Here is a 25,232-nt window from a genome sequence, read left to right on the forward strand (position 1 = left end):
CGTTTCTCCGCTCGTTTTCATGCGCGCCCTAGGTAGGCGGCTGGCCGTTTGGCGGCAAGCGGGGCGAAACGGCCCGAAAATTGCTGGGGTGGGGTTGAAAGCCGGCCCCGCGCCTTGCAAAAGCAACGAGCCGCCATAGGTTGCGCCTGGGGAACAACGCCCGGAGACACATCAGCCGAATCGAGGGGACCGCGCGCGAATGATCGCCTGGTACGAGCAGCTTTTCTATCTGGCGGTTGCGTTTCCCTTCATCGGCGCCCTTGTGGCATCGCCGGTGGTGCGCCTCACGGGGCGCCTGGCTCCCTACATACTGGCTCTCTTCCCCGCCGCGGGCTTCCTGCTGGTCTTCGCGTTGAGCGAGCAGATCCAGGGCCGGCAGATCATGGTGGCCGGCTTCGACTGGATTCCCTCGTTCGGCGTGCGATTCTCGTTCCGCCTCGACGGCCTGTCCTATGCCTTCGCGCTGCTGGTGCTGGGCATCGGCGCGCTGATCGTCCTGTATTCGGGCGGCTACCTGTCGAAGAGCGCCAAGCAGGGCCGCTTCTTCGCGTTCATCTTCATGTTCATGGGCTCGATGCTCGGCCTCGTCCTGTCGGACGACCTCATCACCCTGTTCATCTTCTGGGAGCTGACCTCGATCACCTCCTTCCTGCTCATCGGCTTCGAGCACGAGAGGGAGACGGCGCGGCGCGGCGCGTTGCAGGCGCTGGTGATCACGGGTGGCGGCGGGCTCGCCCTCTTCGCGGGGCTCATCCTCATCCGCGAGGTCACGGGCATCTCGTCCATGAGCGGGCTGATCGACGACCCGGAAGCGATCATGCGCTCGGGCGCCTATGTGCCGATCCTGATCCTCGTCCTTGCCGGTGCCTTCACCAAGTCGGCCCAGATGCCGTTCCACGTCTGGCTTCCCAACGCCATGGAGGCGCCGACGCCCGTCTCGGCCTATCTCCATTCGGCGACGATGGTGAAGGCCGGCATCTATCTCCTGATGCGCATGTTTCCGATGCTCGGCGGCACGCCGCTCTGGGAGATCGTGCTGCCTCTCTTCGGCGGCGTGACGCTGGTCGTCGGCGCGCTGCTCTCCATCCGGCAGAGCGACGTGAAGCTGATGCTGGCCTACACGACGGTCGCCTCGCTCGGCCTGCTGGTGATGCTCATCGGCATCGGCTCGGAGCTCGCGCTGGAAGCGGCCGTCCTCTACTTCATCGCCCACTCTCTGGCGAAGGCCTGCCTCTTCATGGTCGCGGGCTCCATCGACCACGGGGCGGGCACGCGCGATATCCGTGCGCTGGCGGGCCTGTGGCGCACCATGCCCGTCACCTTCGCCGCCGCGCTCCTGGGTGCCGCCGCCATGGGCGGCCTGCCGCCGCTCTTCGGCTTTCTGGCCAAGGAGGAGGTCTATGCGGCCGTCGCCGAGGCCGGGCCGGGGCTCTACGCCTATCTTGTCACGGCCGCCGCGCTGGTGGGCAACACCGTCATGTTCGCCACGATCCTGGTGGTGGCGCTCAAGCCCTTCGTCGGATCGCTGCCCTCCGGCCTGCGCAAGGCGCACGAGACCTCCTTCCTCGTCTGGTTCGGGCCGCTGCTGCTGGGCGTGATCGGGCTCCTGGCGGGCATCTTCTCGGAAGTGACCCACCAGTTCATCTCCAACCCCATGGCGCCTCCCTCCATCGACGAGGCCGTGGCGATCACCATCTCGGTCGGGTTCCACCTCGGGCCGGCGCTCTATCTGTCGATCGTCACCATCGTTGCCGGTGCGCTCCTGTACTGGAAGTCGCAGGCGGTGCGCGCGCGGATCGCGGGTATCCTGTCGGCGATCGGCTGGGGGCCCGATCGCGGCTTCGACCAGTTGATGCGCGGCCTGATCGCCGGGTCCTTCCGGCTGACCAACGTGCTCCAGCCCGGCCGGCTCGACTATTACATGCGCGTCACCTTCCTGGTGGTGGTGGTGGCCCTGTGGAGCGCGATGGTCTTCTCCGGCGCACTGCCCAGCGGCGTGCCCTTCCCGAGCCTTTATTTCTACGAATGGATGGTGCTCGGTCTCATCGTGCTCGGCCTGCTCGTGGTGGCCAACGCCAAGAGCCGCCTGGCGGCCGTCGTCTCGCTCGGCATCCAGGGTGTGGCCGTCGCGCTTCTGTTCATGCTGCTCGGCGCGCCCGACCTCTCCTTCACCCAGTTCATGGTCGAGATCCTCTCGGTCGCCATCCTGGCGCTCGTGATGACGCGCCTGCGCTTGATGCCGGCCGACCGCAGGCCGTGGCGCGAGGTCATTCCCGAGATGGCGCTCGCGGTCATGGGCGGGCTGGGCTTCGCCCTGTTCCTGATGTCCGTGACGCAGATGCCGTTCGATTCGTCCGTCTCGGAGTTCTTCACCCGCTACAGCTATACCGTGGCCCATGGCCGCAATATCGTGAACGTCATCCTGGTGGATTTCCGGGCGGTGGACACGATGGGCGAGATCGCGGTGGTGCTGACGACGGGCGCCGCGATCCTGGCGCTGGTGCGCATCCGCGTCTCCAAGAAGGATCGGCAGGGAACCCGGAAGAAGAAGCGCATGGCGCAGGCGGAGAGCCTATGAGAACCGTGATTTTCCGCGTCAGCGCGCCCTATCTCACCTCCCTCATGTTCCTCTTCTCGCTGTTCGTGCTCCTGCGCGGGCACAACGAGCCGGGCGGCGGCTTCATCGGCGGCCTCATCGCCGCCTCCGCCATCGCCGTCTACGGCATGGCCGTGGGCGTGGAGGCGGTGCGCCGCTCGCTCTACTTCCATCCCATCGTGTACGCCGCTTTCGGGCTGGCGATGGCGGTGCTCTCGGGCGCGGCGTCCGTGTTCGCCGGCTTCCAGTTCATGACCGGGCTGTGGGCCTTCCCGCAGGCGCTGGGCGGAGACGTGCCGATTTCCTCGACGCTGTTCTTCGACATCGGCGTCTATCTCGTCATCGTCGGGGCGATCTGCGCCATCGCCCTCTCGCTCGAGGAAAGGTATTCGGACTGATGGAGGTCGCCGTCGCCGCCGTTTCCGGCATCATGTTCTCCTTCGCGATCTACCTGCTGCTGTCGCGGCACATCATCCGCATGGTGATCGGCGTCGCGATCCTGGGCAATGCCGTGAACCTGTCGATCTTCACCGCCGGCCGCCTCGGGCCCATCGCGCCGCCGCTGATCCCGTCCGGTCTCGACATGCCGCCCACCGAGATCGCCAACCCGCTGCCGCAGGCGCTGGTGCTGACGGCGATCGTCATCTCGTTTTCGCTGTTCGTGTTCCTGCTGGTGCTGACCTATCGCGCCTATCAGGATCTCGAGACTGACGACACGCGCCGCATGCGTGTGGCCGAACCGGAGGACGAGGGGCTGCCGCCCCTCGGATATTGAAGCCTTGACCGCGACGCAGAGCCTCGACGACCTGATTGCCGACTCCATGGTGCTGGGGCAGGGATCGCTGGCCGACTGGCTGCTGATCCTGCCGATCCTCGTCTGCTTCCTGTTCGGCTCCGTGCTTCTGATGATGCGCCGACAGATGCACTGGCATCCGCCGGTCGCGATCACGGGGCTGGTGGTGCTGCTGGCCGTGGATATCGCGCTTCTGGTGGAGATCGCCAATAGCGGGCCGCGCTCCATGGCCATGGGCGGCTGGCGTCCGCCCTTCGGCATCAGCTTCGTCGCCGACATGACGAGCGCGATGTTCCTGGCGGTGTCCGGTTTCGTGGGGCTGGCCTGCGGCATCTACGCCATCGCCTCCATCGATTCGGAGGAAAGGCGCTACGGCTTCTATCCCTTCCTCTTCATGCTGATGGCGGGCGTGTCGGGCGCGTTTCTCACGGGCGACGTGTTCAACCTCTATGTCTGGTTCGAGGTGATGCTGATCGGCTCCTTCGGGCTCCTGATCCTCGGCTCGGAGCGCGAGCAACTGGACGGGGCGACGAAGTACTGCTTCCTCAACCTCATCGCCGCCACCATCTTCCTGCTCACCACGGGCTATCTTTACGGCATCTTCGGCACGCTCGACATGGCGGACATCGCGGTGAAGGCCGCCGAGATGGAGGGGCAGGGCGAGCTTCAGACCATCGCGGTGCTCTTCCTCGTCGCCTTCTCCATGAAGGCGGCGGCCTTCCCGCTGAACTTCTGGCTGCCGGCCTCCTACCACACGCCGCGCTTCGTGGTGTCGGCGCTCTTCGCGGGCTTGCTCACCAAGGTCGGCGTCTATGCGATGCTGCGTATCGTGCTGATGCTGTTTCCGCCTGAGCGCGAGGCGATGGGGCTTCTCATCGCCTGGATGGCGGGGCTGACGATGGTCATCGGCGCGCTCGGCGCCCTGTCGCAGACGGATGTGCGCCGGCTCCTGAACTATGTGGTCATCACGGGAATCGGCACGATCCTGGCCGGCTTCGCCGTGCCGCCCCTTCTGGAAAGCACCTCGATCATCACGACCGGGGCGGCCAGCGTCATCGAAAACCAGACGGCCGTGATGCGCGCCACCAACCTGGCCGCGCAGGGCACGCTCGCCAGCGGCCTTGCGGGCTCGATCTTCTATGCCATGCACTCCATCGTGGTGATGACCGCGCTTTATCTGGCGGCCGGCGTCGCCGCCTTCCGCAACGGCTCCTCCTCCTTGCACGAGATGGGCGGCCTGTGGCGGCGCCATCCGTTGTTCTCGGCGCTGTTCCTGGTGCTTCTGCTGGCCGTCTCCGGACTTCCGCCCTTTTCCGGCTTCTGGCCCAAGATGCTCCTGGTGCGCGCCACGCTCGCGGCGGACCTGCCCTGGCTCGCGGCCAGCGTCCTCTTCTCGGGCTTCCTCGTCACCATCGCCAGCATCCGCATCTTCACCCTCGGCTTCTGGCGGCCGCTGCCGGCGCTGGGGCGGGCGGCCGATCCGGCCGAGGCGAGGGAGATCGCGGAGGAGACCTTCCGCGCGCCACCGCCGGGCCGGCCGCTGGCGCTCATTCCGCTCGTCGGCCTGTGCCTCTTCGTCGTCATCGCCGGCGTGTGGCCCGAATGGCTGGCCTCGCTGAGCTATACCGCCGCAGGCGAGCTGCTCCGGCCCGCCGGTTATCTGAACGCCGTTCTGGGGGACGTTCGATGAACCTCTTCGTCGTCAACATCGTCCTGGCGCTCGTCTGGGTCATCGTCACCGCCACCTTCAGCCTGACGAACCTGGCGTTCGGCTTCGTGCTGGCCGCGATGGTTCTTTTCCTCATCCGCGAGCAGATCGGGACGGGCGGCTATCTCACGCGGGGCGTCAAGGTCTTCCAGCTCCTGGCCTTCCTCATCGCCGAGATTGCCGTGTCGGCGGTGAAGGTGGCGGGTGCCGTGCTGCGGCCGGGCCATGAGCTGAAGCCCGGCGTCTTCTCCTACCGCCTGATGGTGGATCGCGATTTCGAGATCGCGTGTCTGGCCAACCTCATCGGGCTGACGCCCGGCTCGCTCGTCTTCGACATTTCCGAGGACCGGACCACGCTCTACATCCATGCCCTCGACTGTTCCGATCCCGACGCGGAGCGCCGTCGCATCGCCCAAGGCTTCGAGCGCCGGCTTCTGGAGGCCCTGCGATGAGGCTGATCGACATTTCCGAGCGCATCCTCGACTTCTCGCTGAGCCTTGCGCTCTTCCTCCTGGGCGTGGCCTTCGTCATGACCATCTTCCGCATCTGGAAGGGGCCCACCCTGCCGGACCGCGTGCTGGGGCTCGACGTGCTGACGGCCAGCTCCATCGGCTTCGTGGCGGTCATCGGCATCGACACGGGCTATACGCTCTATGTGGACGTGGCCATCGCGCTCGGCCTCGTCGGCTTCCTGGCGACCATTTCCTTCGCCCGCTTCATCATGGCGCGCGGCGATACCGAGCGCTCGCCCGTGCAGGAAACGCCCAAGCGCGACATCGAGGAGCGGCACCGCCGGCGCGAGCCGTTCGACCGCGAGGAGATGCTCAAATGAGCGCGATCGCCAATATCATCGCCGGGCTGTTCGTCATCGCCGGCTCCTCCTTCGTGCTGATCGCCGCGCTCGGGCTCCTGCGCTTTCCCGACTTCTACACCCGTGTCCACGCCGCCGCGAAGGCGGGTACGGTGGGTTCGGCGCTGACCCTCGTCGCGCTGGCCATTGTCTCCAACGAGACGGCCGAGGTGCTGCGCGCCATCGCCGCCATCTTCTTCTTCTTCCTCACCGCCCCGCTTTCCGCGCATCTTCTGGGCAAGGCCGCTCATTCGGCCGGCTACCAGCTCTGGGAAGGCTCGGTGCAGGACGAACTGCCCTATGTGGAGCCCAAGCGCGAGGTAGAGCGGGCCGATCCCGAGCAGGACGATCGGCCCCGCCGGCGCGAGCCTGCCGATCCCGTCAGCCCAGGCAGCTAGGCCGTGGCCGCGCGGCTGCTTCTCCTCTTCGCGGCGCTGTTCGGGGCGGCCGGCGTCGCGGGCGCGGCCTATGCGGCTCATGGCGCCGAGGCGCGGCTTGCGGCCACGGCCGCGGCCATCGCGCTCGTCCACGCCCCGGCGCTTCTCGCGCTTGCACTTGCCGGCCCCGGCCGCATCCGGGCCGCCGCCTTGCCCGGCCTGTTCTGGATCGGCGGCGTCCTCCTGTTCTCGGGCGATCTTGCGGCGCGCCTGTTCCTCGAAACGCGTCTCTTTCCCAATGCGGCGCCGGCCGGGGGCGTGCTCCTGATGCTCGGCTGGCTGTCCTTGGCGCCGCTCGCCGTCCTTCCGGCCGGCAAGGGAAGGTAACGATCTTCTAAGACCGTTCGGCGACTATCGACCCGCCGTCCGAACGGGCGCCGGCCGGCATTCTTTGTTGCGTGAGGCGCCCCGCAGGCTTCTTCATGTCCATCAACGCGAAGCTGCTCTTCGGGGGCCTTCTGCTGGCTGCGATCGCGGTCGGCTCCTTTGTCCAGTCGCAGCTCGTGCAATCCGGCGCGAGCCAGATCGGCGCCCGGATCTTCACCTGGGGCGTGGAGCCCCTGTCCGCACTCCAGGCGGCGCAGGCGCGCACCGAGGCGCTCACGCTGCGCCTGGCCGAGGCGCAGGACATGCCTGGCGCTGGCAGCCGCCCCTTTACCGCCGAGTTCAACGATATCCTGCTGCGCCTCGGCAATCTGGCGCCCGCCGTTCCTCCCGGCAGCGCGGTGATCGGCACCATGGAGGAGATCCGCGTCATCCTCAGCCGCCTGAAGGCGGCGCAGGGCGATGTCAGCGCCCGGCTGATGCGCAGGGAGCTGGCGGCGGCGGGCGCCCTCTTCGACACGGCCGTCGCCGACATGCAGAACGAGATCGTGGAACTGCGAAACCGCAGCAACGCGGGATACGCGCAGGCCTTCCAGATCCAGGCGAGCGGGCTGGCGGGCCTGCTGCTGATGGGGCTTCTGGTGGCGGCCTACCTCTCCTCCAGCGTGGCGCGGCCGGTGCGCGCCGCCGCGCAGGCCGTGCGCTCCATAGAGAGCGACCCGTCCGCGCCCATCGAGGAAAGGGGGCTGGGGCCTTTCACCGAGCTGTTCGGCGCGCTCGTCTCCCTTCAGTCGCGCTTGCGCGAGCGCCAGGCCGAGCGCGAAAAGGGCTTCGCCGCCGGCACGGCCGCGCTCAAGGAGGAGGTGGACAAGCTGAAGCGGCGCTTCGAGGCCGCGATCGGCAACATGCCGCAGGGCTTCTGCATGCTGGACGAAAAGCGGAACCTCGTTGCCGCCAATGACAGTTTCCGGCGCATCTTCTCCTATCTCGGCACGCAGGTGACGGCCAAGGAGCTGCAGGCCGACCCCGAGCTGGAGCCGTTGTTTTCCGGCCAGGGCGGGGAGGTGGTGGTCCGCGAGACGCCGGACGGACAGGTCATCGAGGTGCGCCGGATGGGCCTCGACGGCCGGGGCGCGATCATCACCGTGGAAAACGTGACCGAGCAGCGCGAGGCGCGCCGGCGCATCGAGGAACTGGCCGGGCGCGACGCGCTGACGCAGCTTCCCAACCGCATCCGCTTCCACGACCACCTGAACGCGGCGCTTCGCCGGGAGAACCAGAAGAGCGACATCGGCGTCCTGTGCCTCGACATCGACGGCTTTCGCGGCATCAATTCCACCTATGGCAACGCCGTCGGCGACGCGGTGCTGCGCGAGGTGGCCGCCCGGCTCGAGGCCTGCATCGGCGACCGCGGCTATCTTGCCCGCATCGGCGCGGACGATTTCGCCATCGTCCAGAAGGGCCTGCCCCAGCCAGCCGGTTGCGAGGCGCTGGCGGCGGATATCCGGCAGGCCTGCCGGCCGCCGATCTCCGTGGAGGGAAGCACACTGCCGGCCAGCCTGAGCATAGGCATGGTGCAGATCAAGGCGCGCGGCCAGCGCGTGCCGCTCGACCCCTACACGGTCATGCAGGATGCGGAGCTGGCGCTGGCCCATGCGCAGCGGCAGGGTTTGGGTTCGGTCTGCCTTTTCGCATCCGCCATGCGCCAGGAGATGGACCAGCGGCGGCAATTGGAGGCCGACCTCCGGGCCGCGATCGGCAGCGACCAGCTCGAGCTGTTCTACCAGCCCTTCATCGACGTGACGCGCGGGCGTGTCTCGGGCTTCGAGGCGCTGATGCGCTGGCGCCACCCCGTGCGCGGCATGGTGCCGCCCGGCACCTTCATCCCGCTGGCCGAGGAGGTGGGCCTGATCGACGAGCTGGGCGTCTGGGCGCTGCGCGAGGCCTGCCGGCAGGCCACCGGCTGGCCGGGCGACCTCACCCTGTCGGTCAATCTGTCGCCTGTGCAGTTCCGCAGCGCGAGCCTCATCGACGACATCCGCACGGCCCTCAAGATGGCCGGCCTCGCCCCGCAGCGCCTTCAGCTCGAGGTGACGGAATCGCTGTTCCTCGACAATGACGAGGGCACGCTCGCCACGCTTCGCGCCTTGCGCGCGCTGGGCCTGACCATCTCCATGGACGATTTCGGCACCGGCTATTCCTCGCTCGGCTATCTGTCGCGCTTTCCCTTCGACAAGATCAAGATCGACCAGTCCTTCGTGCGCGCCATGGACAAGGCGGAGAACGCGGCCATCGTGCGGGCCGTCATCGGCCTGTCCTCGGCCATGAACATGTCGGTGATCGCGGAAGGCGTGGAGACGCCGGAGCAGTTCGAACGGCTCTGCCAGGAAGGGTGCCGCGAGATGCAGGGCTATCTCTTCAGCCGGCCCCGACCGGCCGCCGATCTGGCCCGGCTTATCCTGCGCATCAATTCCGCCTTCGCCCAGGGCGAGTTCGCGCAAGGGGCGCCCGCCGCGCGGCAGCGCGCCTGAGGCATCGTCGGCCGAGCGCCCTCAGGCGACGCCCATGCCCGCCTTCAGCATCCTCGAAAGGTCCTCGAAGGCGTCGGCCGGCACCGTGTCGGCCGGAGATTGCGAGATCGCCGAATACAGATGCGGCACGAGATCGACCGCCTGGTCGAGCCCCGCATCGGCGCCGCGATGGTAGCCGCCCAGGAGCCGCAGGTCGCGCGTGTCCTCGAAGCGCGCGATCATCGCCTTGAGCTTGCTCACGAGGTCGCGCTCGCCCCCGCTCCAGCCGAGTTCGGCCAGGCGCGAGATGGATTTCAGGACGTCGATGGCCGGAAACCGGCCTTCCTCCGCGATGGCGCGGTCCAGCACGATATGGCCGTCCAGCGTGCCCCGGATCGCGTCCGCGATAGGCTCGTTATGGTCGTCGCCGTCCACCAGCACGGCGAAGAGGCCGGTGATCGTGCCCGCGCCCTCCGCGCCCGGCCCCGCCCGCTCCAGCAGGCGCGGCAGCTCGGAGAAGACGCTGGGCGGATAGCCGCGCGCCACGGGCGGCTCGCCGGCCGCCAGCGCCACGTCGCGCGCGGCATGGGCAAGACGCGTGACCGAATCCACGATGAGGAGGACATCCTCCCCGAGGTCGCGGAAATGCTCGGCCACCGACATGGCTGTCTTGGGCGCGAGGCGGCGCATCATCGGGCTTTCGTCGCCGGTCGCCACCACGGTGACGACGCGCGAAAGCTCGCCCTTCATCGTCTCTTCCAGGAACTCGCGCACCTCGCGCCCGCGCTCGCCCACCAGCGCCACGACCACCGTGTCGAAGCCTCTGGCGCGCGCCAGCATTCCCATCAGCGTCGATTTGCCGACGCCAGAACCGGCGAAGATGCCCATGCGCTGGCCCTTGACCAGCGGGGTGAAGATGTCGATGGCCTTGATGCCGGTCTTCACCGGCGTCCTGATGCGCCCGCGCTTCATTGCGGCGTCGGGAAGGCGGTCCGCCACGGCCGCGCGCGGGCCCTGCTCGATGGGGCCGAGCCCGTCGCAGGGGCGGCCGAAAGCGTCCACGGCCCGCCCGCGCCAGCTCGTCGCCGGCGCCACGGTGATGGGGCCGGCGCGCCAGACCGAGGTGCGCACGCCGGAGCGGAAGCCGACCGCGAACGGCTTGACCGTCGCCGCGCTCTCCTCCACCCGCACCACCTCGCCCAGCTCCGGCCCGTCCGGGCCCTCGCAGGCCACGCAGTCGCCCAGGCGCACGAAGGGCGAGAGCCCCGCGACCTTGAAGGATTGCGCGCTGACATCGACGATCTGTCCGCAGATGCGGATGGTCGGGTCGTCCAGCCCCGGAAACGAAGCCGACGCCTCCTGCGGCGCCGGGGCGGCGATCGTCACTTGGGCGCCCCGAGCAGCGAGATCGCGCTATCGAGCGAGCGCTCGGAGGTCTGGGTGAGGTTGGCGGCCTGCTCGAAGGCCCGCTGCACCTCGATCAGCCGCGTGATCTCCAGGATGGGGTTGACGTTGGAGCCCTCCACGAAGCCCTGCACCACGTTGACCTCGTTGAAGTCGAGCATCGGCGTCGGCGCGCGGTCGGGCAGGACGCCGGAGGTGTCGGTGCGCGAGAGCTGCGTGCCGGGCTGCATCTGGAACAGGCCCACGGCCCCGAGCTGTGCGCCGTTCTGCGTGATCATCCCGTCCCGCGCGATGGCGATGGAGCCGCCGGCGGGATCGACGAGGAGGGGCGCGCCGCCGACATCGAGGATGGGGCGGCCGGTCAGGGTCAGGAGCTCGCCCTCCTCGCTCAGCTTCATGCGCCCGTCGCGGGTATAGGCGGTGCCGTTCGGGCCCTGGAACGCGAACCAGGCATCGCCCGAGATCGCCATGTCCAGCTCGTTGCCGGTCTGGTTCATCGGCCCCGTACGGGTGGAGATGAAGGTCTCGCCGGAGGAGACGAAGGCCGTGCGGCTGCGCGCGGTGGTGGACAGGTAGGATTCGAACTTCACCTCTTCGGCGCGAAAGCCGGCCGTGCCGACATTGGCGACGTTGTTGGCGATGGTCTCCATCCGCTTCTCCATCGCGATCTGGGCGGAAAGGGCGACCGGCAGGGAGGTTTGCATGGACACTCGGCTGAAATGAGGAGGAAAGTGGGACGGGCAGGGCGCGCCGTCACCATCGTTCCGCGACCATGGCCCGGCGAGCTTGTCCCAGCCTAGACGCCCGCATGGAAAGGTTCCTCCTGCGCCGCAAGGGCCGGACAGGCTCGCGCAAGTCGCTCTCCGTAGACCGCTTGGAGGCACTGCAACAGGATTTGGAAGCTATGGGTATCGTTCTGGGACTCGTCGTGACGCTCGCCTGTGTTCTGGGCGGCTTCATGGCGATGGGCGGTAATATAGCCGTCCTTGTTCAGCCCTTCGAATACGTCATCATTCTCGGCGCTTCGATCGGCACCTTCTTCGTCGCGAACCCGATGAAGGTCGTGAAGGACGCCGGCAAGGCGACGGTGGAAGCGTTCAAGAATGAGGTGCCCAAGCAGCGCGATTATCTCGACCTGCTCGGGCTCCTCCACTCGCTGATGCGCGAAATGCGCTCCAAGCCGCGCTCGGAGGTGGAGAACCACATCGACAGCCCTGAGACCTCGCCCATCTTCACCGCCTTCCCCTCGATCCTGAAGGACAAGGCGATGACGAGCTTCGTGTGCGATTACTGCCGCCTCATCATCATCGGCAATGTGCGCCCGCACGAGATCGAAAGCCTGATGGACGAGGAAATCCAGACCATCAGCCGCGATTCCATGAAGCCCAAGCACGCGCTTCAGGAAATGGCCGACGGGCTGCCCGCGCTCGGCATCGTCGCGGCGGTGCTCGGCATCGTCAAGGCGATGGGCGCGCTCGACCAGAGCCCCGAAGTGCTCGGCCATCTCATCGGCGCCGCGCTCGTCGGCACCTTCGCCGGCATCTTCTTCTCCTATGCCGTCGTCGGCCCCATCGCGGGCAAGGTGAAGAGCGTGCGCGAGAAGAAGCTGCGCCTCTACGTCATCGTGAAGCAGACGCTGATCGCCTACATGAACGGCGCCATGCCGCAGGTCGCGCTGGAATACGGCCGCAAGACCATCTCGGCCTATGACCGGCCGTCCATCGACCAGGTGGAGTCCGAGACCATCGGCGGCGGCGCTCCTGCCGCCCAGGCCGCCTGAGCGGGGGCCTGAACCATGGTCCTGACAGCAGAACGCAATATCGGCGCCAAGCTTCGCTCCGCCGCCCGTGTCGAGCCCGACCGCCTGCCTCGCCTGCGCGCCCTCGGGGCGGAATGGGCGCAGGGCGTGGCGCAGATGCTGGCGGCCGAGTTCGGCCAGGCGCCGCAGATCGAATTCACCGGCGCCTCCTCGCTGGCCCTTCGCGCGGGCGAGCCGCTCGCCAGCCCTGTGCGGCTGATGGCCCTGGCGCCCTCGCCCGGCTGGCCGCGCCCCGCCCTCGTCATGATCGAGGATGGAGTCGCCGACGTCGTCGTCGAGGGCCTGTTCGGCGGTGACGGCGGGGCAGGGCGTCCTTCCGGCCGGGCGCTGAGCGCGCTGGACCGGCGCTTCTGCCACCTCTTCGCCGAACGCCTCGTCTCCCACGGCAACCGCGTGTTCGAGCCGATCATGGCACCGGGCATGGCGGTCGAGAAGCTGATGGGGGAGGGCATCGAGGAGCATCTGTCGCAGATGTGCGAGGATGAGCCGCAGATCTTCGTGGAGATGAATTTCCGCGTGCATGTCGGCACCCTCAAGGCCCGCCTGCGCGTGGCCCTGCCGCAGGCCGCCCTCGCGCTCCACCGGCGCAAGCTGGACCGGCTGCCCGAGCCGGCACCCGCCCTGGCCGACGAGGGTTGGGCGCGAGACATGGAGGAGGGGCTCCAGCACGCGGACATGCATCTGCGCGCGCTGCTGGACGAACGCTCCACCACGCTCGGCGAGATCGCCCGCTTCACCGTGGGCCAGACCATCGTGCTCGACACCGGCACCGAGAGCCTCATCACCGTCGAGTGCGAGGAGCAGCGCCTCTTCCGGGGCCGCATGGGCCGCGACCGCGAATCCTACCTCGTGCGCATCGAGGAGAAGATCGACCCGACCGAGGAGTTCATCGATGATATCCTATCTCACTGATGCCATCCTCGTTCTGGCCCTGGCGGCCACGGCCTGGCGCACCGGCGTGCTCTATCGCGAGCTGCGCCTCCTGAGGAGCGAGAACTCCGAGTTCCGCCGCACGCTGGAAGCCTCCGAGGCCTCCATCAACCGCGCCGCCCATGCCGTGGTGATGCTCAAGAGCGAGGGCGTGCGCACGATCGGCGGCCTCGAGGAGCGCATCGCGCAGGCCCGCGCCGAGGGCGAGCGGCTGGACTACGCCATCCGCGTGGCCGACCTGCGCTTCGCTCTCGCCGAGGAGGCCGAGGCTTGCGCCCGCCGCGCCGAGCTGGCGGCCTGAACGGCCGCCATCGGCCCCGCGCCAGCCTGGGGCGCTAAGCCTTCATCACCCATTCTTCCGATGATTTTCACGATGCGAGCCGACTGATGAACGACGACGACGAGCTGACGATGGAGACCCCCTTTATCGAGGTCGAGGAAGAGGAGGAGGAGGCGGTCGCCGAGGCCAAGCCCAATCTCGACCTCATCATGGACATCCCCGTGAAGATGCAGGTCGTCCTGGGCAGCGCCGTCATGCCGGTGGCCAACCTCGTGAAGCTCGGCCGGGGCGCCGTGGTCAAGCTCGACACCAATGTCGGCGACCCGGTGGACCTGATGGTCAACGGCCGCGTCGTGGCGCGGGGCGAGGTCGTGGTCCTCGACAATGAGGAGACACGCTTCGGCATCACGCTGACCGAGATCGTCTCGCCTGGAACGCGGCCCGCCCGCGGCCGCTCCGTGACGGGCTGATAGGCGGATGGAATTCGGCACCTACAACCAGTTCGGCGCGCCGGCGCGCATCGTGGGCCCCGCGCGCGCCGCGGTGCTTCTCCTGGCCATGGGGCCGAGCGGCGCCTCGCGCCTCATCAAGCACCTGTCGCCGGCCGAGATCCGCATGTTGCGGCGCTCGGCGGCAGGCCAGTCCCCCGTTTCGGCCGAGGAGCTGGACGAGCTGGTCGGCGAGTTCCAGGAGGCCTTCAAGACGGGCCCCGGCCTCATCGGCCTCGACGGGCAGATGGAGAAGCTGCTTCTCGAATCGCTTTCCAAGGAAGAGCTTTCGGCGGTGCTGGAAGACGGCGGCGGCATGCCCGCGGCCGAATTCGAGATGCCCCTCTTCGAGCAGCTCGAGGCGATGGGCATCGCCGCCCTGTGCGACATCCTCAAGCGCGAGCACCCGCAGCTCGTCGCCATCATCCTCACGCGCCTGACGCCCGAGGCGGCGGCCGGCGTGGTCGCGGTGTTCGAGGCGCCGCTGCGCAACGAGATCCTGCGCCGGATGCTGCTCGTCAAGCCGCTCTCGCCGGCCGCGCAGGCGCTGATGGAGACGAGCCTGCGCCAGGCCTATATCGCCGATACGGACCGCGCCGGGCGCGACGAGCGCCACCGCAACCTGGCCGAGATCGTGAACCGGATGGAGAAGGCGCAGGCCGAGGAGCTTCTGGCGACCATCGCCGAGCGCCAACCGGAAGAGGCGGCCGCCATCCGGCGCCTGATCTTCTCCTTCGACGATTTGCCCTCGCTGACCAAGAAGGCCAGGCTCGTGCTCTTCGACGACGTGTCCTCCGACACCGTCATCACGGCCCTGACCGGTGCTGGCGACGAGTTGAAGGAGACGGTCCTCTCCTCCCTCGCGGCGCGCGCCCGGCGCATGGTGGAGGCCGAGCTTTCGCAGCCGCGCGCGCTCGACCCCAAGGACGTGGCGGCGGCGCGCCGCTCCATCGCCTCGCTCGCCCTGCGCCTTGCGAACGAAGGCCGCATCGCCCTCGTCGGTGAAGAGGAAGCCTGACCCGAATGCGTGCCCCCCGCCGGTTTCATTGGTAAGGCTGGGCGCGCGTGTCCGAATCCGCCGAGAAGAGCTCGAAAACCGAGCAGCCGACAGAGAAGAAGATCCGCGACACCGTCGAGAAGGGCAACCTGCCCGTCTCGCGCGAGGCGCCGATCCTCGGCTCCCTGTTCGCCGCCATGGCGTTCCTCTCCTTCCAGTTCCAGGACGTCGGAGAGCGCCTCTCGGCCTCCTTGCGCGCCACGTTCGAAAATCCCTCGCAATGGGATCTGGCGACGGGGCGCGACGCGCTGCACCTCCTGCACATGACGGGGCTGGAGATGGGGCGGTTCGCCGCCCCGGCCGCAGGCTTCTTCATCCTGGCCGGCATCCTCTCGGCCATCCTGCAGAACGCGCCGCAGATCAATGTGGAGCGCATCCGGCCCAAATGGTCCAACGTCTCGCTGCGCTCGGGCTGGCAGCGCCTGTTCGGCTTTCGCGGGCTCACCGAGTTCGGCAAGGCGCTGTTCAAGTTCGGCGCCATCTCGGTCATCGTCTCGATGTTCCTGGTGCGCGATCTCGAGGCGGCCGTCGGCACCATGTTCTCCGATCCGGCGCAACTGCCCGAGACGATCCTGTCCATGTCGATGCAGCTTCTCTCGGCCGTATCGATCGCCACCATCGTCCTCGTGGCCGCCGACCTGGTCTTCTCGCGCGTCCACTGGCGGCGCGACCTGAAGATGACCAAGCAGGAGATCAAGGACGAGCACAAGCAGGCCGAGGGCGACCCGATGGTCAAGGCGCGCCAGCGCCAGATCGCGCGTGATCGCACGCGCAAGCGCATGATGGCGGCGGTGCCGCAGGCCACGCTCGTCATCGCCAACCCGACTCACTACGCCATCGCCCTGCGCTATGTGCGCGAGGAGGGCGGCGCGCCGACCGTCCTGGCCAAGGGCACGGACCTCGTGGCGCTCAAGATTCGCGAGATCGCCGAAGCAAATGACGTTCCGGTGATCGAAGACAAGCTATTGGCAAGGTCGATGTACGATCATGTCGAAGTCGACCAGATGATTCCGCCACAGTTCTTCAAGGCCGTGGCCGAACTCATCTACTACCTGCATACGCGGGATGGGGCGAGGATGGACGTCGGGGCCGCCTGATCCGGAAGGCGGAACCCGTGCCCCGTGGGAGAAGCCCTACGCCAGGGCGCCGGCAGAGTCAGCAGTCGCAAGAACAGAGAAAGCGTCTCATGGGTTATCACGCCATGCTCGATATCCGGAACAAGCATTCCCTTGAGCGCGAGAAGCTTTTGGCCGGCGCGGTCAAGGAAGTCGCGGCCGAGCTGCGGCTGGTGGACGTCGCCGACTATGTGGCGTTCCTGCGCATGGACCAGCTCGGCAACATCGCCGACCTCGTGGAAAGCTCCAGCCAGCTCTATCTGCGCCCCGGCGCGCTGATCTTCGGCAATGGCGGCGACATCCACCTCACCTGGGGAACGCCGCCCTCCATCGACCTCGACCTCGAGTTTCGATCGGAAGGGGTGACGGCGCATTTCCGGCTGGGGCTGACGGCGACCAACGCTTCGGTGCGCATCACCTACATCGCCTTCGCCGAGCCGGACGCCGCGCCGGAGGCCAACACCGAGCGCCTGCGCGCGGCCATCGAATCCGCCCGCTATCATCCCGCGCGCTGAAGGCCGTCGAAAGTATCCCCGGACGGCGCGCCTGCGCCGTCCGAGTTAACGTTCCTTTAATTATATTGTTAATGACAAGTTAACGCGCGCAAAGCTGTTCCATTTCTTCTTAATAGGACAAGCTTCGCACAAGTGCCTATCTTTAGAACACGGTTAACCACGATCGCCGAGTTCTGAAGGGCCGGACATGAGCGGAATCTATCTCTTCGGGCTTGCCGCGCGGCAGGCCGACTGGCTGACGAACCGTCAGACCGTCGTTGCCGAGAACGTCGCCAACGCCGACACGCCGGGCTTCCGCGCCAAGGACGTCAAGAGCTTCTCCGAGACGCTGGAGACGACCCGCCTCCAGATGGCGGGCACGGACCGCATGCATCTGGCGGCCGCCGCCGGGCGCGCCGGCGGGGTGGAGGAGCGCGCCGCCGATCGCTGGGACGTGACCCATTCCGGCAACACGGTGAGCCTGGAGCAGGAGATGCTGAAATCCGGCGAGATCGCCCGCGATTACGCGCTCAACACCTCCATCACAAAGGCCTTCCACCGCATGTTCCTCACCACGATCCGGGGCTGACGCCGCATGTCCACCGATCCGATCTCCTCCACGCTCAAGATCGCCGCCTCCGCGCTCGAGGCGCAGTCCACGCGCCTTCGCATCGTGTCCGAGAACGTCGCCAACGCGCGCTCCACCGGGCAGACGCCGGGCTCCGACCCCTACCGCCGCCAGACCGTGACCTTCGCCGGCGAGATGGACCGGCTGTCGGGCGCGAGCCTTGTGCACGTTTCGAATATCGGCACGGACAAGGCCGAGTTCCGCAAGGAGCTGGACCCGGGCAACCCGGCCGCCGACGCCGAGGGCTACGTCAAGCTGCCCAACGTCAACATGCTGGTCGAGATGGCCGACATGCGCGAGGCGAACCGCTCCTACGAAGCCAATCTCCAGGTTGTGAAGCAGGCCCGCGAGCTCATCAACCTCGCCATCGACCTGATGAGGAACTGACCATGATCCCCGCCATCGGCGCCTCCTTCCCCCGTTTCGACACCGGCTCCGTCTCCGCGGCGGCCCCGTCCGCGGCCTCGGCCGCCCAAGGCGCGATGCCGGCGGACTTCTCCGCCGTCATGGCCGAGGTCGCCGGCAACGCGATGACCAGCCTGAAGACGGCCGAGACCGTCTCGATCCAGGGCGTCCAGGGCGGCGCTTCCACCCAGGCCGTCGTCGAGGCGGTGATGGATGCCGAGCGCACGCTCCAGACCGCCGTCGCGCTGCGCGACAAGGTGGTCTCCGCCTATCTCGAAATCTCGCGCATGGCGATCTGAGGACTTAAGACGATGAGAGCACTTGCGATCGCCGCCACCGGCATGAACGCGCAGCAGACCAATGTGGAGGTGATCGCCAACAACATCGCGAACATCAATACCACGGGCTTCAAGCGCGCGCGCGCCGAGTTCACCGACCTTCTCTACCAGATCGAACGCATGCAGGGCGTGCCCGCCCGAGGCGGCGAGAACGTGGTGCCCGAGGGGGCGGCCATCGGCCTGGGCGTGCGCACCGCCGCCGTGCGCAACGTGCATCTGCAGGGCGCGCTGGAGCAGACGGGCAACCGGCTGGACCTGGCCATCAACGGCGCCGGCTGGTTCCAGATCCAGGGCCCGGGCGGCGACATCCTCTATTCGCGCAACGGCGCCTTCAACACCAATGCCGACGGGCAACTCGTCACCCTCGACGGCTTCCAGGTGGAGCCGGCGATCGACGTGCCGGCCGAGACCATCGAGGTCATCGTCAACGACAGCGGCCAGGTCTTCGCGCGCCTCGACGGCGAGGAGGACCAGGAGCTCGGCCAGCTCACGCTCGTCACCTTCGCCAACGAGGCGGGCCTGCGCGCCGAGGGCGGCAACCTCTTCCGCGAGACGCTGGCCTCCGGCGCGCCGGTCGCCGGCGTTCCGGGCGATCCGGGCTATGGCATCCTCAAGCAGGGCTATCTGGAAAGCTCCAACGTCGATCCGGTGAAGGAGATTTCCGAGCTCATCTCGGCGCAGCGCGCCTACGAGATGAACTCCAAGGTCATCCAGGCCGCCGACGAAATGGCCGGCATCGTCTCCAAGGGTATCCGCTGATGCGCGAAGGCTCGGCCCGCGAGACGGTCGTCGTCGCGCTCTACGGCGCGGGCGTCCTCGTGCTCGCCCTCATCCTCCTCGCCATCCCGGTTCGCGCCTGGGCGGCGGATATCGACCTGCCGGTTCCCGCCGCCGTCGTTTATCCGGGCCAGAACGTGCTGGACCGGGGTATCATCTCGGCGCGCTTCCGCGTGCCGGGCGCCAGCCTCGCCTCCTACGTGGTCGAGCGCGGCATGTTGCGCGACAAGGTCGCCGCCCGCACGCTGCTGCCCAATAAGCCCATCATGCTGTCGGACCTGAAGTCGCCCGACGTGGTGCGCGCCGGCGTGCCGGTCACCATCGTCTACCGCGAGCCGGGCCTGTCCATCGCGGGTGTCGGCGTGCCGCTGGCCTCGGCCGGCGAGGGGCAGATGGTGCGCGTGCGCAACGCCGATTCCGGCGTCACCATTTCCGGTATCGTGGCCGCCGACGGGTCCATCGAGGTCGTCAACTGATGTCGCATCGCGCCCTGTCCCTCTTCCTGGCCTGTGCGCTGGCGCTGGGTGCCGTGCCGGCCCGCGCCGCAGACTATTTCGGCCCGTCCGGCCAGATGGGCATGGGCGCGCGCGAGCATTTCTCCAACCTCAACCGCTCCCCCGAAGCGCGCCGCACCGCCGGCGTGCGCATCAAGGACGTGACCACCGTCAAGGGCGTGCGCGAGAACCAGCTCGTCGGCTACGGCCTCGTGATCGGCCTGCAGGGCTCGGGCGACAGCCTGCGCAACTCGCCCTTCACGCAGCAGTCGCTCCAGTCGATGCTGGACCGGATGGGCGTCAATGTGCGCTCGGCCAACCCGCGCACCCGCAACGTGGCGGCCGTTGTCGTCACGGCGGAGCTGCCGGCCTTCGCCGGCCACGGCTCGCGCATCGACGTAACCGTCTCCTCGCTGGGCGACGCGTCCTCCCTCATGGGCGGCACGCTGATCATGACGCCGCTCTACGGCGCGGATGGCGAGATCTACGCCGTGGCGCAGGGGCCGCTCGCCGTCTCCGGCTTCACCGGCGAGGGCGTGAACGAGACCCTGACGCAGGGGGTGCCCACCGCCGGGCGCATTCCCAGCGGCGCTCTCATCGAGCGCGAGGTTTCGCGCCCCGATGTTGAAAGCCCCGTCATCACCATGGAGATGCGCAACCCCGACTACCGCACGGTGATCCGCGTGGTGGACGCCATCAACGCCTTCGCGAAGGCGCGATACGGCAAGCCGGTGGCCCGCGAGCAGGATATCCGCACCGTCACGCTCACGCGGCCGGCCGACTTCTCCTCCACGCGCTTTCTGGCCGAGATCGGCGACATCACCATCGAGCCCGACCAGACGGCGCGCGTGGTGATCGACGAGCGCACCGGCACGATCGTCATCGGCAAGGACGTGCAGATCTCCACCGTCGCCGTGACCCATGGCAGCCTGACGGTCCGCATCACCGACATGCCCGTCATCTCCCAGCCCGAGCCCTTCTCGGACGGGCAGACCGTGGTGACGGCCGACACCGTCGTCGATGCCGCGCAGGAGGGGGGTCAGCTCGCCCTCGTGCAGGGCGCCAATCTCGATTCGGTCGTTCGCGGCCTCAACCGCCTCGGCCTCCGCCCCACCGGGATCATCGCGATCCTTCAGGCGATCAAGTCCGCAGGCGCCCTCCAGGCCGATCTCGTGGTGCAGTGACATGAAAAGCGTCCGCCTCGCCCTTGCGGGCTTCACCCTCCTTTCCTCCCTCGCCCCCGCCGTCCTGGCGCAGGAGGGCGCGCCCCTCCAGCCGCGCCAGAGCGTGCGGGTGATCGGCGAGGACGGCACCGAGCAATCGGTGGCCCCGGTGGTCCTCAGCGATGTGGAGCGCTATTGCACCGCCATCGCCGACCCCGCCCGCGAGGCCCGCGAGGCCCTGCAGAGCGAGCGCCTGCGCGAGCTGGAGGCCGAGGTCGACAAGCGCATCGACGAGCTGGAGGCCAAGCGCGCCGAGTACCAGGAATGGCTCGACAAGCGCGAGGCCTTCCTGCGCTCCACCTCCTCCATCATGCTCGACATCTACGCGACCATGCGTCCGGACGCCGCCGCCGCCCAGCTCGCGGGCATCGACCGGGAAGCCGCCGCTGCGATCATCGCCAAGCTGAAGGCGCGCCAGGCCAGCGCGATCATGACCGAGATGCCCGCCACCGTGGCCTCCGAGCTGGCCGGCCTCATCGTGAAGCGCACCGACCGCAGCGCGGACCTCGAAACGGCCGGCGTCGGCGGGGAGGCCCGCTCGTGAGCCTCCTTCGCGCCTCGGCCTGCCTGACGGCGGTGCTCCTTCTCTCCGGCTGCATGACGAGCCGGCAGGACTTCCGCGCCGAGCCGGTGATGAGCCCGGTGGGCGCGGGCATCCACCACAACACCCCCGTGGTGCAGCCCACTTCCTTTCCGGCGGAGCTGCCGCGCCAGACGAACTCGCTCTGGACCGACCGCAACGCCGACTTCTTCCGCGACACCCGCGCGCTCAATGTCGGCGACATCGTCACGGTGCGCATCCAGATCCAGGACCAGGCCCAACTCAGCAACGACAGCCGTCGCTCGCGCACGGGCGAGACCGAGTTCGGCACCGATTTCGACGGCAACTGGCGCGGCCGCTCCTTTGGAACGCTCGGGCTCAATCTCGACGTGTCGAACGACACCAGCTCGCAGGGGCGCGGCTCGGTGCGCCGCTCGGAGCGGATCGACCTGTCGGTGGCCGCCGTCGTCACGCAGGTCCTGCCCAACGGCAACCTCTTCATCGCCGGCCAGCAGGAGGTGCGCGTCAATTACGAGCTGCGCGTGCTCCAGATCGCAGGCTTCATCCGGCCGGGCGACATCCTGCCCAACAACACCATTCCCTACGACAAGATCGCCGAGGCCCGTATCTCCTACGGCGGGCGCGGGCGCCTGTCGGAGGTGCAGCAGCCGGCCTGGGGCCAGCAGGTGCTCGACAACATCCTGCCGTACTGACCGGCCCGGGCCGACAAGGCCCGGGTCAGCCAGCCTCGTTAAGTCCTCGTTAAGAACCCGCCATGACGGCGGCCGGCCGGGCCTTGGCGCCTTCGGCATTCGCGAGGGGAACCGATGGCGGACGAGAACGCGCTGGCATTCGATCCAGGTCAGTTGATCGCCGGCGAGGGTGGCGCCAGGCCCGCCCGCATGCCCATCATCCTGGGCGTGGCGGCCGCCACCGCGATTGCCGTGGTGGCCGGCGGCGCCACCGGCTTCCTGATGAGCGAGATGCGCCAGCCCGACGCCGCCGGCGCCGAGGAGGGCGGGGAGGCCGGCGAGCCTGCCGCCCCCGCGGCCTACGGCGCCGGGCTCGGCCCGCTTGTCATCGTGCCGGTGGAGCCCATCGTCACCAACATCTCCTCGCCTCCCTCCACGATCCTGCGCGTCGAGGCCAGCCTCGTGCTGAAAGCCGAGCAGGCGGGCGACACCGACGTGCTCGCCGCGCAGGTCTCGGCCGACACGCTCGCTTTCGCCCGCTCGCTGGACCTTGCCCAGATCGAGGGCTCGCGCGGCCTCCTGCATCTGCGCGAGGACCTGAAGCAGCGCGCCATGCAGCGCTCGCCGGCCGTGGCCGACTACATCATCCACTCGCTGATCGCCCAATGAGGCTTTTCGTCCTCCTGCTGGCGCTTCTGGCCGCCGGCCCCGCTTTCGCGCAGGAGGCGGGCGGCGGGGGGCTGGGCGATCTCGCCTCCCTCATTCCCGCCGGAGACGCGGCGATCTCGGGGCGCATCGTCCAGCTCTTCGGCATCGTCACGGTGCTGTCCATCGCGCCCGGCCTCCTGGTGATGGTCACGTCCTTCACGCGCGTCGTCATCGCGCTGTCCATCCTGCGCATGGGCCTGGGGCTCCAGTCGACGCCGGCCAACCTCATCCTCATCTCGCTGTCGCTGTTCATCACCTTCTTCGTGATGACGCCGACCTTCGACCAGGCCTGGCGCGACGGGCTGCGTCCGCTTCTGCAGAACGAGATCACCGAGGAGGAGGCCTTCACCCGCATCGCCGACCCCTTCCGCGACTTCATGCTGTCCCAGGTGCGCGAGCAGGATTTGGCGCTCTTCGCCGACATCTCGGAAGCCTCGATGCGCGACCGCCTGCCGGAGGTGCAGCAGGGTTCGGGAGAGGAAGGCGCGGTCGAGCTGCGCATCCTGATCCCCGCCTTCATGATCTCCGAATTGCGGCGCGGCTTCGAGATCGGCTTCCTCATCGTCCTGCCCTTCCTCGTGATCGACCTGATCGTCGCGACGCTGACCATGTCCATGGGCATGATGATGCTGCCGCCCACCATCATTTCCCTGCCGTTCAAGATATTGTTCTTCGTCCTCATCGACGGCTGGAACATGCTGACGGGCTCTCTGGTGCGCTCCTTCTTCTGACGATGCTCCCCCTCGACGGCGTCTTTCCGGGCCCCGGTCTTCCGCAAGGAGGCCGGGGCTTTTGCGACGCTTGCGCCTGAAAGTCACACCTGTGTCATTCCTGCCCGAAAGCGGCCCCAATCCCCGTTCCGCACAAGCTTCCTCGCCCATGGTGCACCGCATCGAACGGTACGTGTGAAAGCAGAAACGGCATGTCCTTGGTCGTTGGGGCTCAAGCCCAGCAGCTCCTCTCCAATCTGAACGCACTTGGCACCCGCAAGCTCGCGGCGCTGGGCCTGATCGGCCTGCTCGTGGTCGCGCTGGTCTCGCTGGGGGCCTACGCGCTCTCGCGGCCACAGATGGAGACGCTTTATTCCGGCCTCGACAGGCAGGACGTGACGCGCATCGGCGCGGCGCTGACGGAGGCGGGCATTCCCTTCGACGTCAATGCGGCGGGCGATACCGTCCTGACCAATTTCTCGCAGACCGCGAGCGCCCGCATGTTGCTGGCAGAGCGCGGCCTGCCGCGATCGGACAATGCCGGCTACGAGCTGTTCGACCAGATCGGCTCCATGGGCCTGACTTCCTTCATGCAGCAGGTGACGCGCGTTCGCGCGCTGGAGGGCGAGATCGCCCGCACCGTGCAGTCTCTGAAGGACGTGCGCGCCGCGCGCGTCCACATCGTCATGCCGGAGGAGGGCTCCTTCCGCCGCGAGCGCCAGCCGCCCTCCGCCAGCGTCGTGATCCGCACCGACGACGTGGCCGCCTTCTCCTCCGCGCAGGCCATCCGCCATCTGGTGGCCAGCGCCATTCCCGGCATGAATGTCGACCAGGTCACGGTGCTCTCCACCGACGGCACGCTTCTGGCCTCGGGCGACGACGGGGTCTCCGCCGCGCCCTCCAAGCAGCTCGGCATGGAGGGGGTCGTCTCCCGGCAGGTGGAGGATTCCATCCGCCGCACGCTGGCGCCTTATCTGGGCGTGGGCAATTTCCAGTCCAGCGTGCAGGCCAAGCTCAACACGGACCGCCGCTCCGTCAACGCGCGCACCTTCGACCCCGACGGCCGCGTCGAGCGCTCCGTGCGCACGGTTCGCGAGACCGGGCAGGCGACGGACCGCGACAGCCAGACGCCGACCACGGTGGACCAGAACGTGCCGCAGGCCGAGGCGCAGGCCTCGCCCCAGGGCAATGAATCCTCCGAGGCGACCGAGCGGCGCGAGGAACTGACCAATTTCGAGATCAACGAGACCACCGTGCAGACGGTGAGCGATGGCTACGAGGTGGAGCGCCTGTCCGTCGCGGTCGTCGTCAACCGCAGCCGTCTGATGCAGACGGTGGGCGAGGGCGCGACGCCCGAGCAGTTGGATACGGCCCTGGCCGAGATCCGCGCGCTCGTCTCCTCCGCCGCCGGCTTCAGCCAGGCGCGGGGCGACCAGATCGAGGTGACGGCGGTGGACTTCCTGGCCAGCGGCGAGGAATTGCAGCCCGTCGAGCCCGTGGGCATCGGCGAGACGCTGGCCCGCCAGTCCGGCACGCTCATCAACGCGCTCACCATCCTTCTCGTGGCGGTGCTGCTCATCTGGTTCGGCCTCAAGCCCGCCATCAAGGCCATCGCCGCGCCCCAGCCCGAGGCGCTCGGCGCGGGCGGCCTGGGCGGCGAGCCCATCGAGCTGGGCAATGCCGGCTTCGGCGAGGGTGACGGCGCCCCGGCCTTCCCCGGGTTCGGCGCGGACTTCGGCTTCGGGGGCGGCGTCGGCGGGGGCGGGGGCATGGACCCCGATCTGCTGGAGGACCTGACGAGCCGCCGGGACCGCTCGCCGCAGGCGCGGCTGGAACAGCTCATCGATTTCGACGAGGCGCAGGCCGCCTCGATCCTGAAGCAGTGGATTCACCAGAAAGAGGCGGCTTAGC

The 25,232-nt window shown here is 68.2% G+C and carries 29 protein-coding genes; 27 read left to right on the forward strand and 2 right to left on the reverse strand.

Translation table 11 applies throughout. The features are described 5' to 3' along the window. Positions 1 to 199: 199 nt before the first annotated feature. The 9 genes from J7654_RS09485 (at position 200) to J7654_RS09525 (ending at position 9,239) form a co-directional block, all read left to right on the forward strand. Positions 200 to 2,578: a putative monovalent cation/H+ antiporter subunit A gene (locus tag J7654_RS09485; RefSeq protein ID WP_209735673.1), complete on the forward strand. Its 2,379-nt coding sequence runs from the start codon at positions 200 to 202 to the stop codon at positions 2,576 to 2,578. Continuing rightward, positions 2,575 to 2,994: an MnhB domain-containing protein gene (locus tag J7654_RS09490; protein ID WP_209735674.1), complete on the forward strand. Its 420-nt coding sequence runs from the start codon at positions 2,575 to 2,577 to the stop codon at positions 2,992 to 2,994. Before J7654_RS09485 ends, J7654_RS09490 begins: the two co-directional genes overlap by 4 nt. Continuing rightward, a complete protein-coding gene (locus J7654_RS09495) occupies positions 2,994 to 3,371 on the forward strand; it encodes a Na+/H+ antiporter subunit C (protein ID WP_209735675.1) in 378 nt (125 codons plus the stop codon). The genes J7654_RS09490 and J7654_RS09495 overlap by 1 nt, the downstream gene beginning before the upstream one ends. Positions 3,372 to 3,417: 46 nt before the next feature. Continuing rightward, positions 3,418 to 5,079: a proton-conducting transporter transmembrane domain-containing protein gene (locus tag J7654_RS09500; RefSeq protein WP_209740394.1), complete on the forward strand. Its 1,662-nt coding sequence runs from the start codon at positions 3,418 to 3,420 to the stop codon at positions 5,077 to 5,079. Next, positions 5,076 to 5,549, forward strand: a complete 474-nt coding sequence (locus tag J7654_RS09505; RefSeq protein WP_209735676.1) for a Na+/H+ antiporter subunit E — start codon at positions 5,076 to 5,078, stop codon at positions 5,547 to 5,549. Before J7654_RS09500 ends, J7654_RS09505 begins: the two co-directional genes overlap by 4 nt. Continuing rightward, a complete protein-coding gene (locus tag J7654_RS09510; RefSeq protein WP_209735677.1) occupies positions 5,546 to 5,929 on the forward strand; it encodes a cation:proton antiporter in 384 nt (127 codons plus the stop codon). Before J7654_RS09505 ends, J7654_RS09510 begins: the two co-directional genes overlap by 4 nt. Then, positions 5,926 to 6,345 (forward strand): monovalent cation/H(+) antiporter subunit G, encoded by a 420-nt coding sequence (mnhG, locus tag J7654_RS09515; protein ID WP_209735678.1) that lies wholly within the window; start codon positions 5,926 to 5,928, stop codon positions 6,343 to 6,345. Before J7654_RS09510 ends, mnhG begins: the two co-directional genes overlap by 4 nt. 3 nt (positions 6,346 to 6,348) lie before the next feature. Beyond that, on the forward strand, positions 6,349 to 6,711 hold the full coding sequence (locus J7654_RS09520; RefSeq protein ID WP_209735679.1) for a DUF423 domain-containing protein: 363 nt from the start codon (positions 6,349 to 6,351) through the stop codon (positions 6,709 to 6,711). 95 nt (positions 6,712 to 6,806) lie between these two features. Next, a complete protein-coding gene (locus J7654_RS09525) occupies positions 6,807 to 9,239 on the forward strand; it encodes a putative bifunctional diguanylate cyclase/phosphodiesterase (RefSeq protein ID WP_209735680.1) in 2,433 nt (810 codons plus the stop codon). 21 nt (positions 9,240 to 9,260) lie between these two features. On the opposite strand, the gene J7654_RS09530 is transcribed toward J7654_RS09525, so the two are convergent. Further along, a complete protein-coding gene (locus J7654_RS09530; protein WP_209735681.1) occupies positions 9,261 to 10,604 on the reverse strand; it encodes a FliI/YscN family ATPase in 1,344 nt (447 codons plus the stop codon). Next, the gene (gene flgF / locus J7654_RS09535; RefSeq protein WP_209735682.1) at positions 10,601 to 11,326 is read right to left on the reverse strand and encodes a flagellar basal-body rod protein FlgF; all 726 of its coding nucleotides are present in this window, start codon (positions 11,324 to 11,326) and stop codon (positions 10,601 to 10,603) included. Before flgF ends, J7654_RS09530 begins: the two co-directional genes overlap by 4 nt. A 200-nt stretch (positions 11,327 to 11,526) precedes the next feature. Between flgF and motA the strand changes: the two genes are divergently transcribed. From motA to fliF, 18 genes are all read left to right on the forward strand, one after another. After that, positions 11,527 to 12,402 (forward strand): flagellar motor stator protein MotA, encoded by an 876-nt coding sequence (gene motA, locus J7654_RS09540; protein WP_209740396.1) that lies wholly within the window; start codon positions 11,527 to 11,529, stop codon positions 12,400 to 12,402. A gap of 15 nt (positions 12,403 to 12,417) precedes the next feature. Further along, the gene (locus J7654_RS09545) at positions 12,418 to 13,353 is read left to right on the forward strand and encodes a FliM/FliN family flagellar motor switch protein (RefSeq protein WP_209735683.1); all 936 of its coding nucleotides are present in this window, start codon (positions 12,418 to 12,420) and stop codon (positions 13,351 to 13,353) included. Further along, positions 13,334 to 13,672, forward strand: coding sequence for a hypothetical protein (locus J7654_RS09550; RefSeq protein ID WP_209735684.1), 339 nt, complete (start codon positions 13,334 to 13,336; stop codon positions 13,670 to 13,672). The genes J7654_RS09545 and J7654_RS09550 overlap by 20 nt, the downstream gene beginning before the upstream one ends. A gap of 110 nt (positions 13,673 to 13,782) precedes the next feature. Beyond that, positions 13,783 to 14,121, forward strand: a complete 339-nt coding sequence (fliN, locus tag J7654_RS09555) for a flagellar motor switch protein FliN (protein ID WP_342451467.1) — start codon at positions 13,783 to 13,785, stop codon at positions 14,119 to 14,121. Between the two features lie 7 nt (positions 14,122 to 14,128). Beyond that, the gene (locus J7654_RS09560) at positions 14,129 to 15,157 is read left to right on the forward strand and encodes a FliG C-terminal domain-containing protein (RefSeq protein ID WP_209735686.1); all 1,029 of its coding nucleotides are present in this window, start codon (positions 14,129 to 14,131) and stop codon (positions 15,155 to 15,157) included. Positions 15,158 to 15,204: 47 nt separating this feature from the next. Beyond that, positions 15,205 to 16,293 (forward strand): flagellar biosynthesis protein FlhB, encoded by a 1,089-nt coding sequence (gene flhB / locus J7654_RS09565; RefSeq protein WP_209735687.1) that lies wholly within the window; start codon positions 15,205 to 15,207, stop codon positions 16,291 to 16,293. Positions 16,294 to 16,382: 89 nt separating this feature from the next. After that, entirely contained in the window at positions 16,383 to 16,826 is a 444-nt protein-coding gene (locus tag J7654_RS09570) for a hypothetical protein (RefSeq protein ID WP_245195446.1), read from the forward strand. A 187-nt stretch (positions 16,827 to 17,013) separates the two neighbouring features. Then, positions 17,014 to 17,394: a flagellar basal body rod protein FlgB gene (gene flgB / locus J7654_RS09575; protein ID WP_209735688.1), complete on the forward strand. Its 381-nt coding sequence runs from the start codon at positions 17,014 to 17,016 to the stop codon at positions 17,392 to 17,394. 6 nt (positions 17,395 to 17,400) lie between these two features. Beyond that, positions 17,401 to 17,820, forward strand: a complete 420-nt coding sequence (flgC, locus tag J7654_RS09580; protein ID WP_209735689.1) for a flagellar basal body rod protein FlgC — start codon at positions 17,401 to 17,403, stop codon at positions 17,818 to 17,820. 2 nt (positions 17,821 to 17,822) lie between these two features. Continuing rightward, a complete protein-coding gene (fliE, locus tag J7654_RS09585) occupies positions 17,823 to 18,137 on the forward strand; it encodes a flagellar hook-basal body complex protein FliE (RefSeq protein WP_209735690.1) in 315 nt (104 codons plus the stop codon). 12 nt (positions 18,138 to 18,149) lie between these two features. Further along, positions 18,150 to 18,935: a flagellar basal-body rod protein FlgG gene (flgG, locus tag J7654_RS09590; protein ID WP_209735691.1), complete on the forward strand. Its 786-nt coding sequence runs from the start codon at positions 18,150 to 18,152 to the stop codon at positions 18,933 to 18,935. Further along, positions 18,935 to 19,429 (forward strand): flagellar basal body P-ring formation chaperone FlgA, encoded by a 495-nt coding sequence (gene flgA, locus J7654_RS09595; RefSeq protein WP_209735692.1) that lies wholly within the window; start codon positions 18,935 to 18,937, stop codon positions 19,427 to 19,429. Before flgG ends, flgA begins: the two co-directional genes overlap by 1 nt. Then, positions 19,429 to 20,631, forward strand: a complete 1,203-nt coding sequence (locus J7654_RS09600) for a flagellar basal body P-ring protein FlgI (protein ID WP_245195447.1) — start codon at positions 19,429 to 19,431, stop codon at positions 20,629 to 20,631. Before flgA ends, J7654_RS09600 begins: the two co-directional genes overlap by 1 nt. A 1-nt stretch (position 20,632) precedes the next feature. After that, positions 20,633 to 21,214: a MotE family protein gene (locus J7654_RS18345; protein WP_245195448.1), complete on the forward strand. Its 582-nt coding sequence runs from the start codon at positions 20,633 to 20,635 to the stop codon at positions 21,212 to 21,214. Positions 21,215 to 21,267: 53 nt separating this feature from the next. Beyond that, the gene (gene flgH / locus J7654_RS09605; RefSeq protein WP_245195761.1) at positions 21,268 to 21,924 is read left to right on the forward strand and encodes a flagellar basal body L-ring protein FlgH; all 657 of its coding nucleotides are present in this window, start codon (positions 21,268 to 21,270) and stop codon (positions 21,922 to 21,924) included. A 114-nt stretch (positions 21,925 to 22,038) separates the two neighbouring features. Beyond that, positions 22,039 to 22,572, forward strand: a complete 534-nt coding sequence (locus J7654_RS09610) for a flagellar basal body-associated FliL family protein (protein WP_209735694.1) — start codon at positions 22,039 to 22,041, stop codon at positions 22,570 to 22,572. Beyond that, complete coding sequence (fliP, locus tag J7654_RS09615; protein WP_209735695.1) at positions 22,569 to 23,342, forward strand: flagellar type III secretion system pore protein FliP; 774 nt, start codon at positions 22,569 to 22,571, stop codon at positions 23,340 to 23,342. The genes J7654_RS09610 and fliP overlap by 4 nt, the downstream gene beginning before the upstream one ends. Positions 23,343 to 23,533: 191 nt before the next feature. Beyond that, entirely contained in the window at positions 23,534 to 25,231 is a 1,698-nt protein-coding gene (gene fliF, locus J7654_RS09620) for a flagellar basal-body MS-ring/collar protein FliF (protein WP_209735696.1), read from the forward strand. The last annotated feature ends 1 nt before the right edge of the window (position 25,232 follow it).

Source organism: Aureimonas populi, from assembly GCF_017815515.1.
GTDB lineage: Bacteria > Pseudomonadota > Alphaproteobacteria > Rhizobiales > Rhizobiaceae > Aureimonas > Aureimonas populi.

Bases quoted from the DNA above. Each gene is read 5' to 3' on its own strand.
- J7654_RS09500 (WP_209740394.1), top strand. From the start codon at position 3,418: ATGGTGCTGGGGCAGGGATCGCTGGCCGACTGGCTGCTGATCCTGCCG.
- J7654_RS09510 (WP_209735677.1), top strand. From the start codon at position 5,546: ATGAGGCTGATCGACATTTCCGAGCGCATCCTCGACTTCTCGCTGAGC.
- flgG (WP_209735691.1), top strand. From the start codon at position 18,150: ATGAGAGCACTTGCGATCGCCGCCACCGGCATGAACGCGCAGCAGACC.
- J7654_RS18345 (WP_245195448.1), top strand. From the start codon at position 20,633: ATGAAAAGCGTCCGCCTCGCCCTTGCGGGCTTCACCCTCCTTTCCTCC.
- J7654_RS09545 (WP_209735683.1), top strand. From the start codon at position 12,418: ATGGTCCTGACAGCAGAACGCAATATCGGCGCCAAGCTTCGCTCCGCC.
- flgB (WP_209735688.1), top strand. From the start codon at position 17,014: ATGAGCGGAATCTATCTCTTCGGGCTTGCCGCGCGGCAGGCCGACTGG.
- flgC (WP_209735689.1), top strand. From the start codon at position 17,401: ATGTCCACCGATCCGATCTCCTCCACGCTCAAGATCGCCGCCTCCGCG.
- fliP (WP_209735695.1), top strand. From the start codon at position 22,569: ATGAGGCTTTTCGTCCTCCTGCTGGCGCTTCTGGCCGCCGGCCCCGCT.
- J7654_RS09570 (WP_245195446.1), top strand. From the start codon at position 16,383: ATGGGTTATCACGCCATGCTCGATATCCGGAACAAGCATTCCCTTGAG.
- J7654_RS09525 (WP_209735680.1), top strand. From the start codon at position 6,807: ATGTCCATCAACGCGAAGCTGCTCTTCGGGGGCCTTCTGCTGGCTGCG.
- J7654_RS09495 (WP_209735675.1), top strand. From the start codon at position 2,994: ATGGAGGTCGCCGTCGCCGCCGTTTCCGGCATCATGTTCTCCTTCGCG.
- motA (WP_209740396.1), top strand. From the start codon at position 11,527: ATGGGTATCGTTCTGGGACTCGTCGTGACGCTCGCCTGTGTTCTGGGC.
- J7654_RS09505 (WP_209735676.1), top strand. From the start codon at position 5,076: ATGAACCTCTTCGTCGTCAACATCGTCCTGGCGCTCGTCTGGGTCATC.
- J7654_RS09490 (WP_209735674.1), top strand. From the start codon at position 2,575: ATGAGAACCGTGATTTTCCGCGTCAGCGCGCCCTATCTCACCTCCCTC.
- J7654_RS09600 (WP_245195447.1), top strand. From the start codon at position 19,429: ATGTCGCATCGCGCCCTGTCCCTCTTCCTGGCCTGTGCGCTGGCGCTG.
- J7654_RS09560 (WP_209735686.1), top strand. From the start codon at position 14,129: ATGGAATTCGGCACCTACAACCAGTTCGGCGCGCCGGCGCGCATCGTG.
- flgA (WP_209735692.1), top strand. From the start codon at position 18,935: ATGCGCGAAGGCTCGGCCCGCGAGACGGTCGTCGTCGCGCTCTACGGC.
- fliN (WP_342451467.1), top strand. From the start codon at position 13,783: ATGGAGACCCCCTTTATCGAGGTCGAGGAAGAGGAGGAGGAGGCGGTC.
- mnhG (WP_209735678.1), top strand. From the start codon at position 5,926: ATGAGCGCGATCGCCAATATCATCGCCGGGCTGTTCGTCATCGCCGGC.
- flgH (WP_245195761.1), top strand. From the start codon at position 21,268: ATGACGAGCCGGCAGGACTTCCGCGCCGAGCCGGTGATGAGCCCGGTG.
- fliE (WP_209735690.1), top strand. From the start codon at position 17,823: ATGATCCCCGCCATCGGCGCCTCCTTCCCCCGTTTCGACACCGGCTCC.
- flgF (WP_209735682.1), bottom strand. From the start codon at position 11,326: ATGCAAACCTCCCTGCCGGTCGCCCTTTCCGCCCAGATCGCGATGGAG.
- fliF (WP_209735696.1), top strand. From the start codon at position 23,534: ATGTCCTTGGTCGTTGGGGCTCAAGCCCAGCAGCTCCTCTCCAATCTG.
- J7654_RS09550 (WP_209735684.1), top strand. From the start codon at position 13,334: ATGATATCCTATCTCACTGATGCCATCCTCGTTCTGGCCCTGGCGGCC.
- J7654_RS09610 (WP_209735694.1), top strand. From the start codon at position 22,039: ATGGCGGACGAGAACGCGCTGGCATTCGATCCAGGTCAGTTGATCGCC.
- J7654_RS09485 (WP_209735673.1), top strand. From the start codon at position 200: ATGATCGCCTGGTACGAGCAGCTTTTCTATCTGGCGGTTGCGTTTCCC.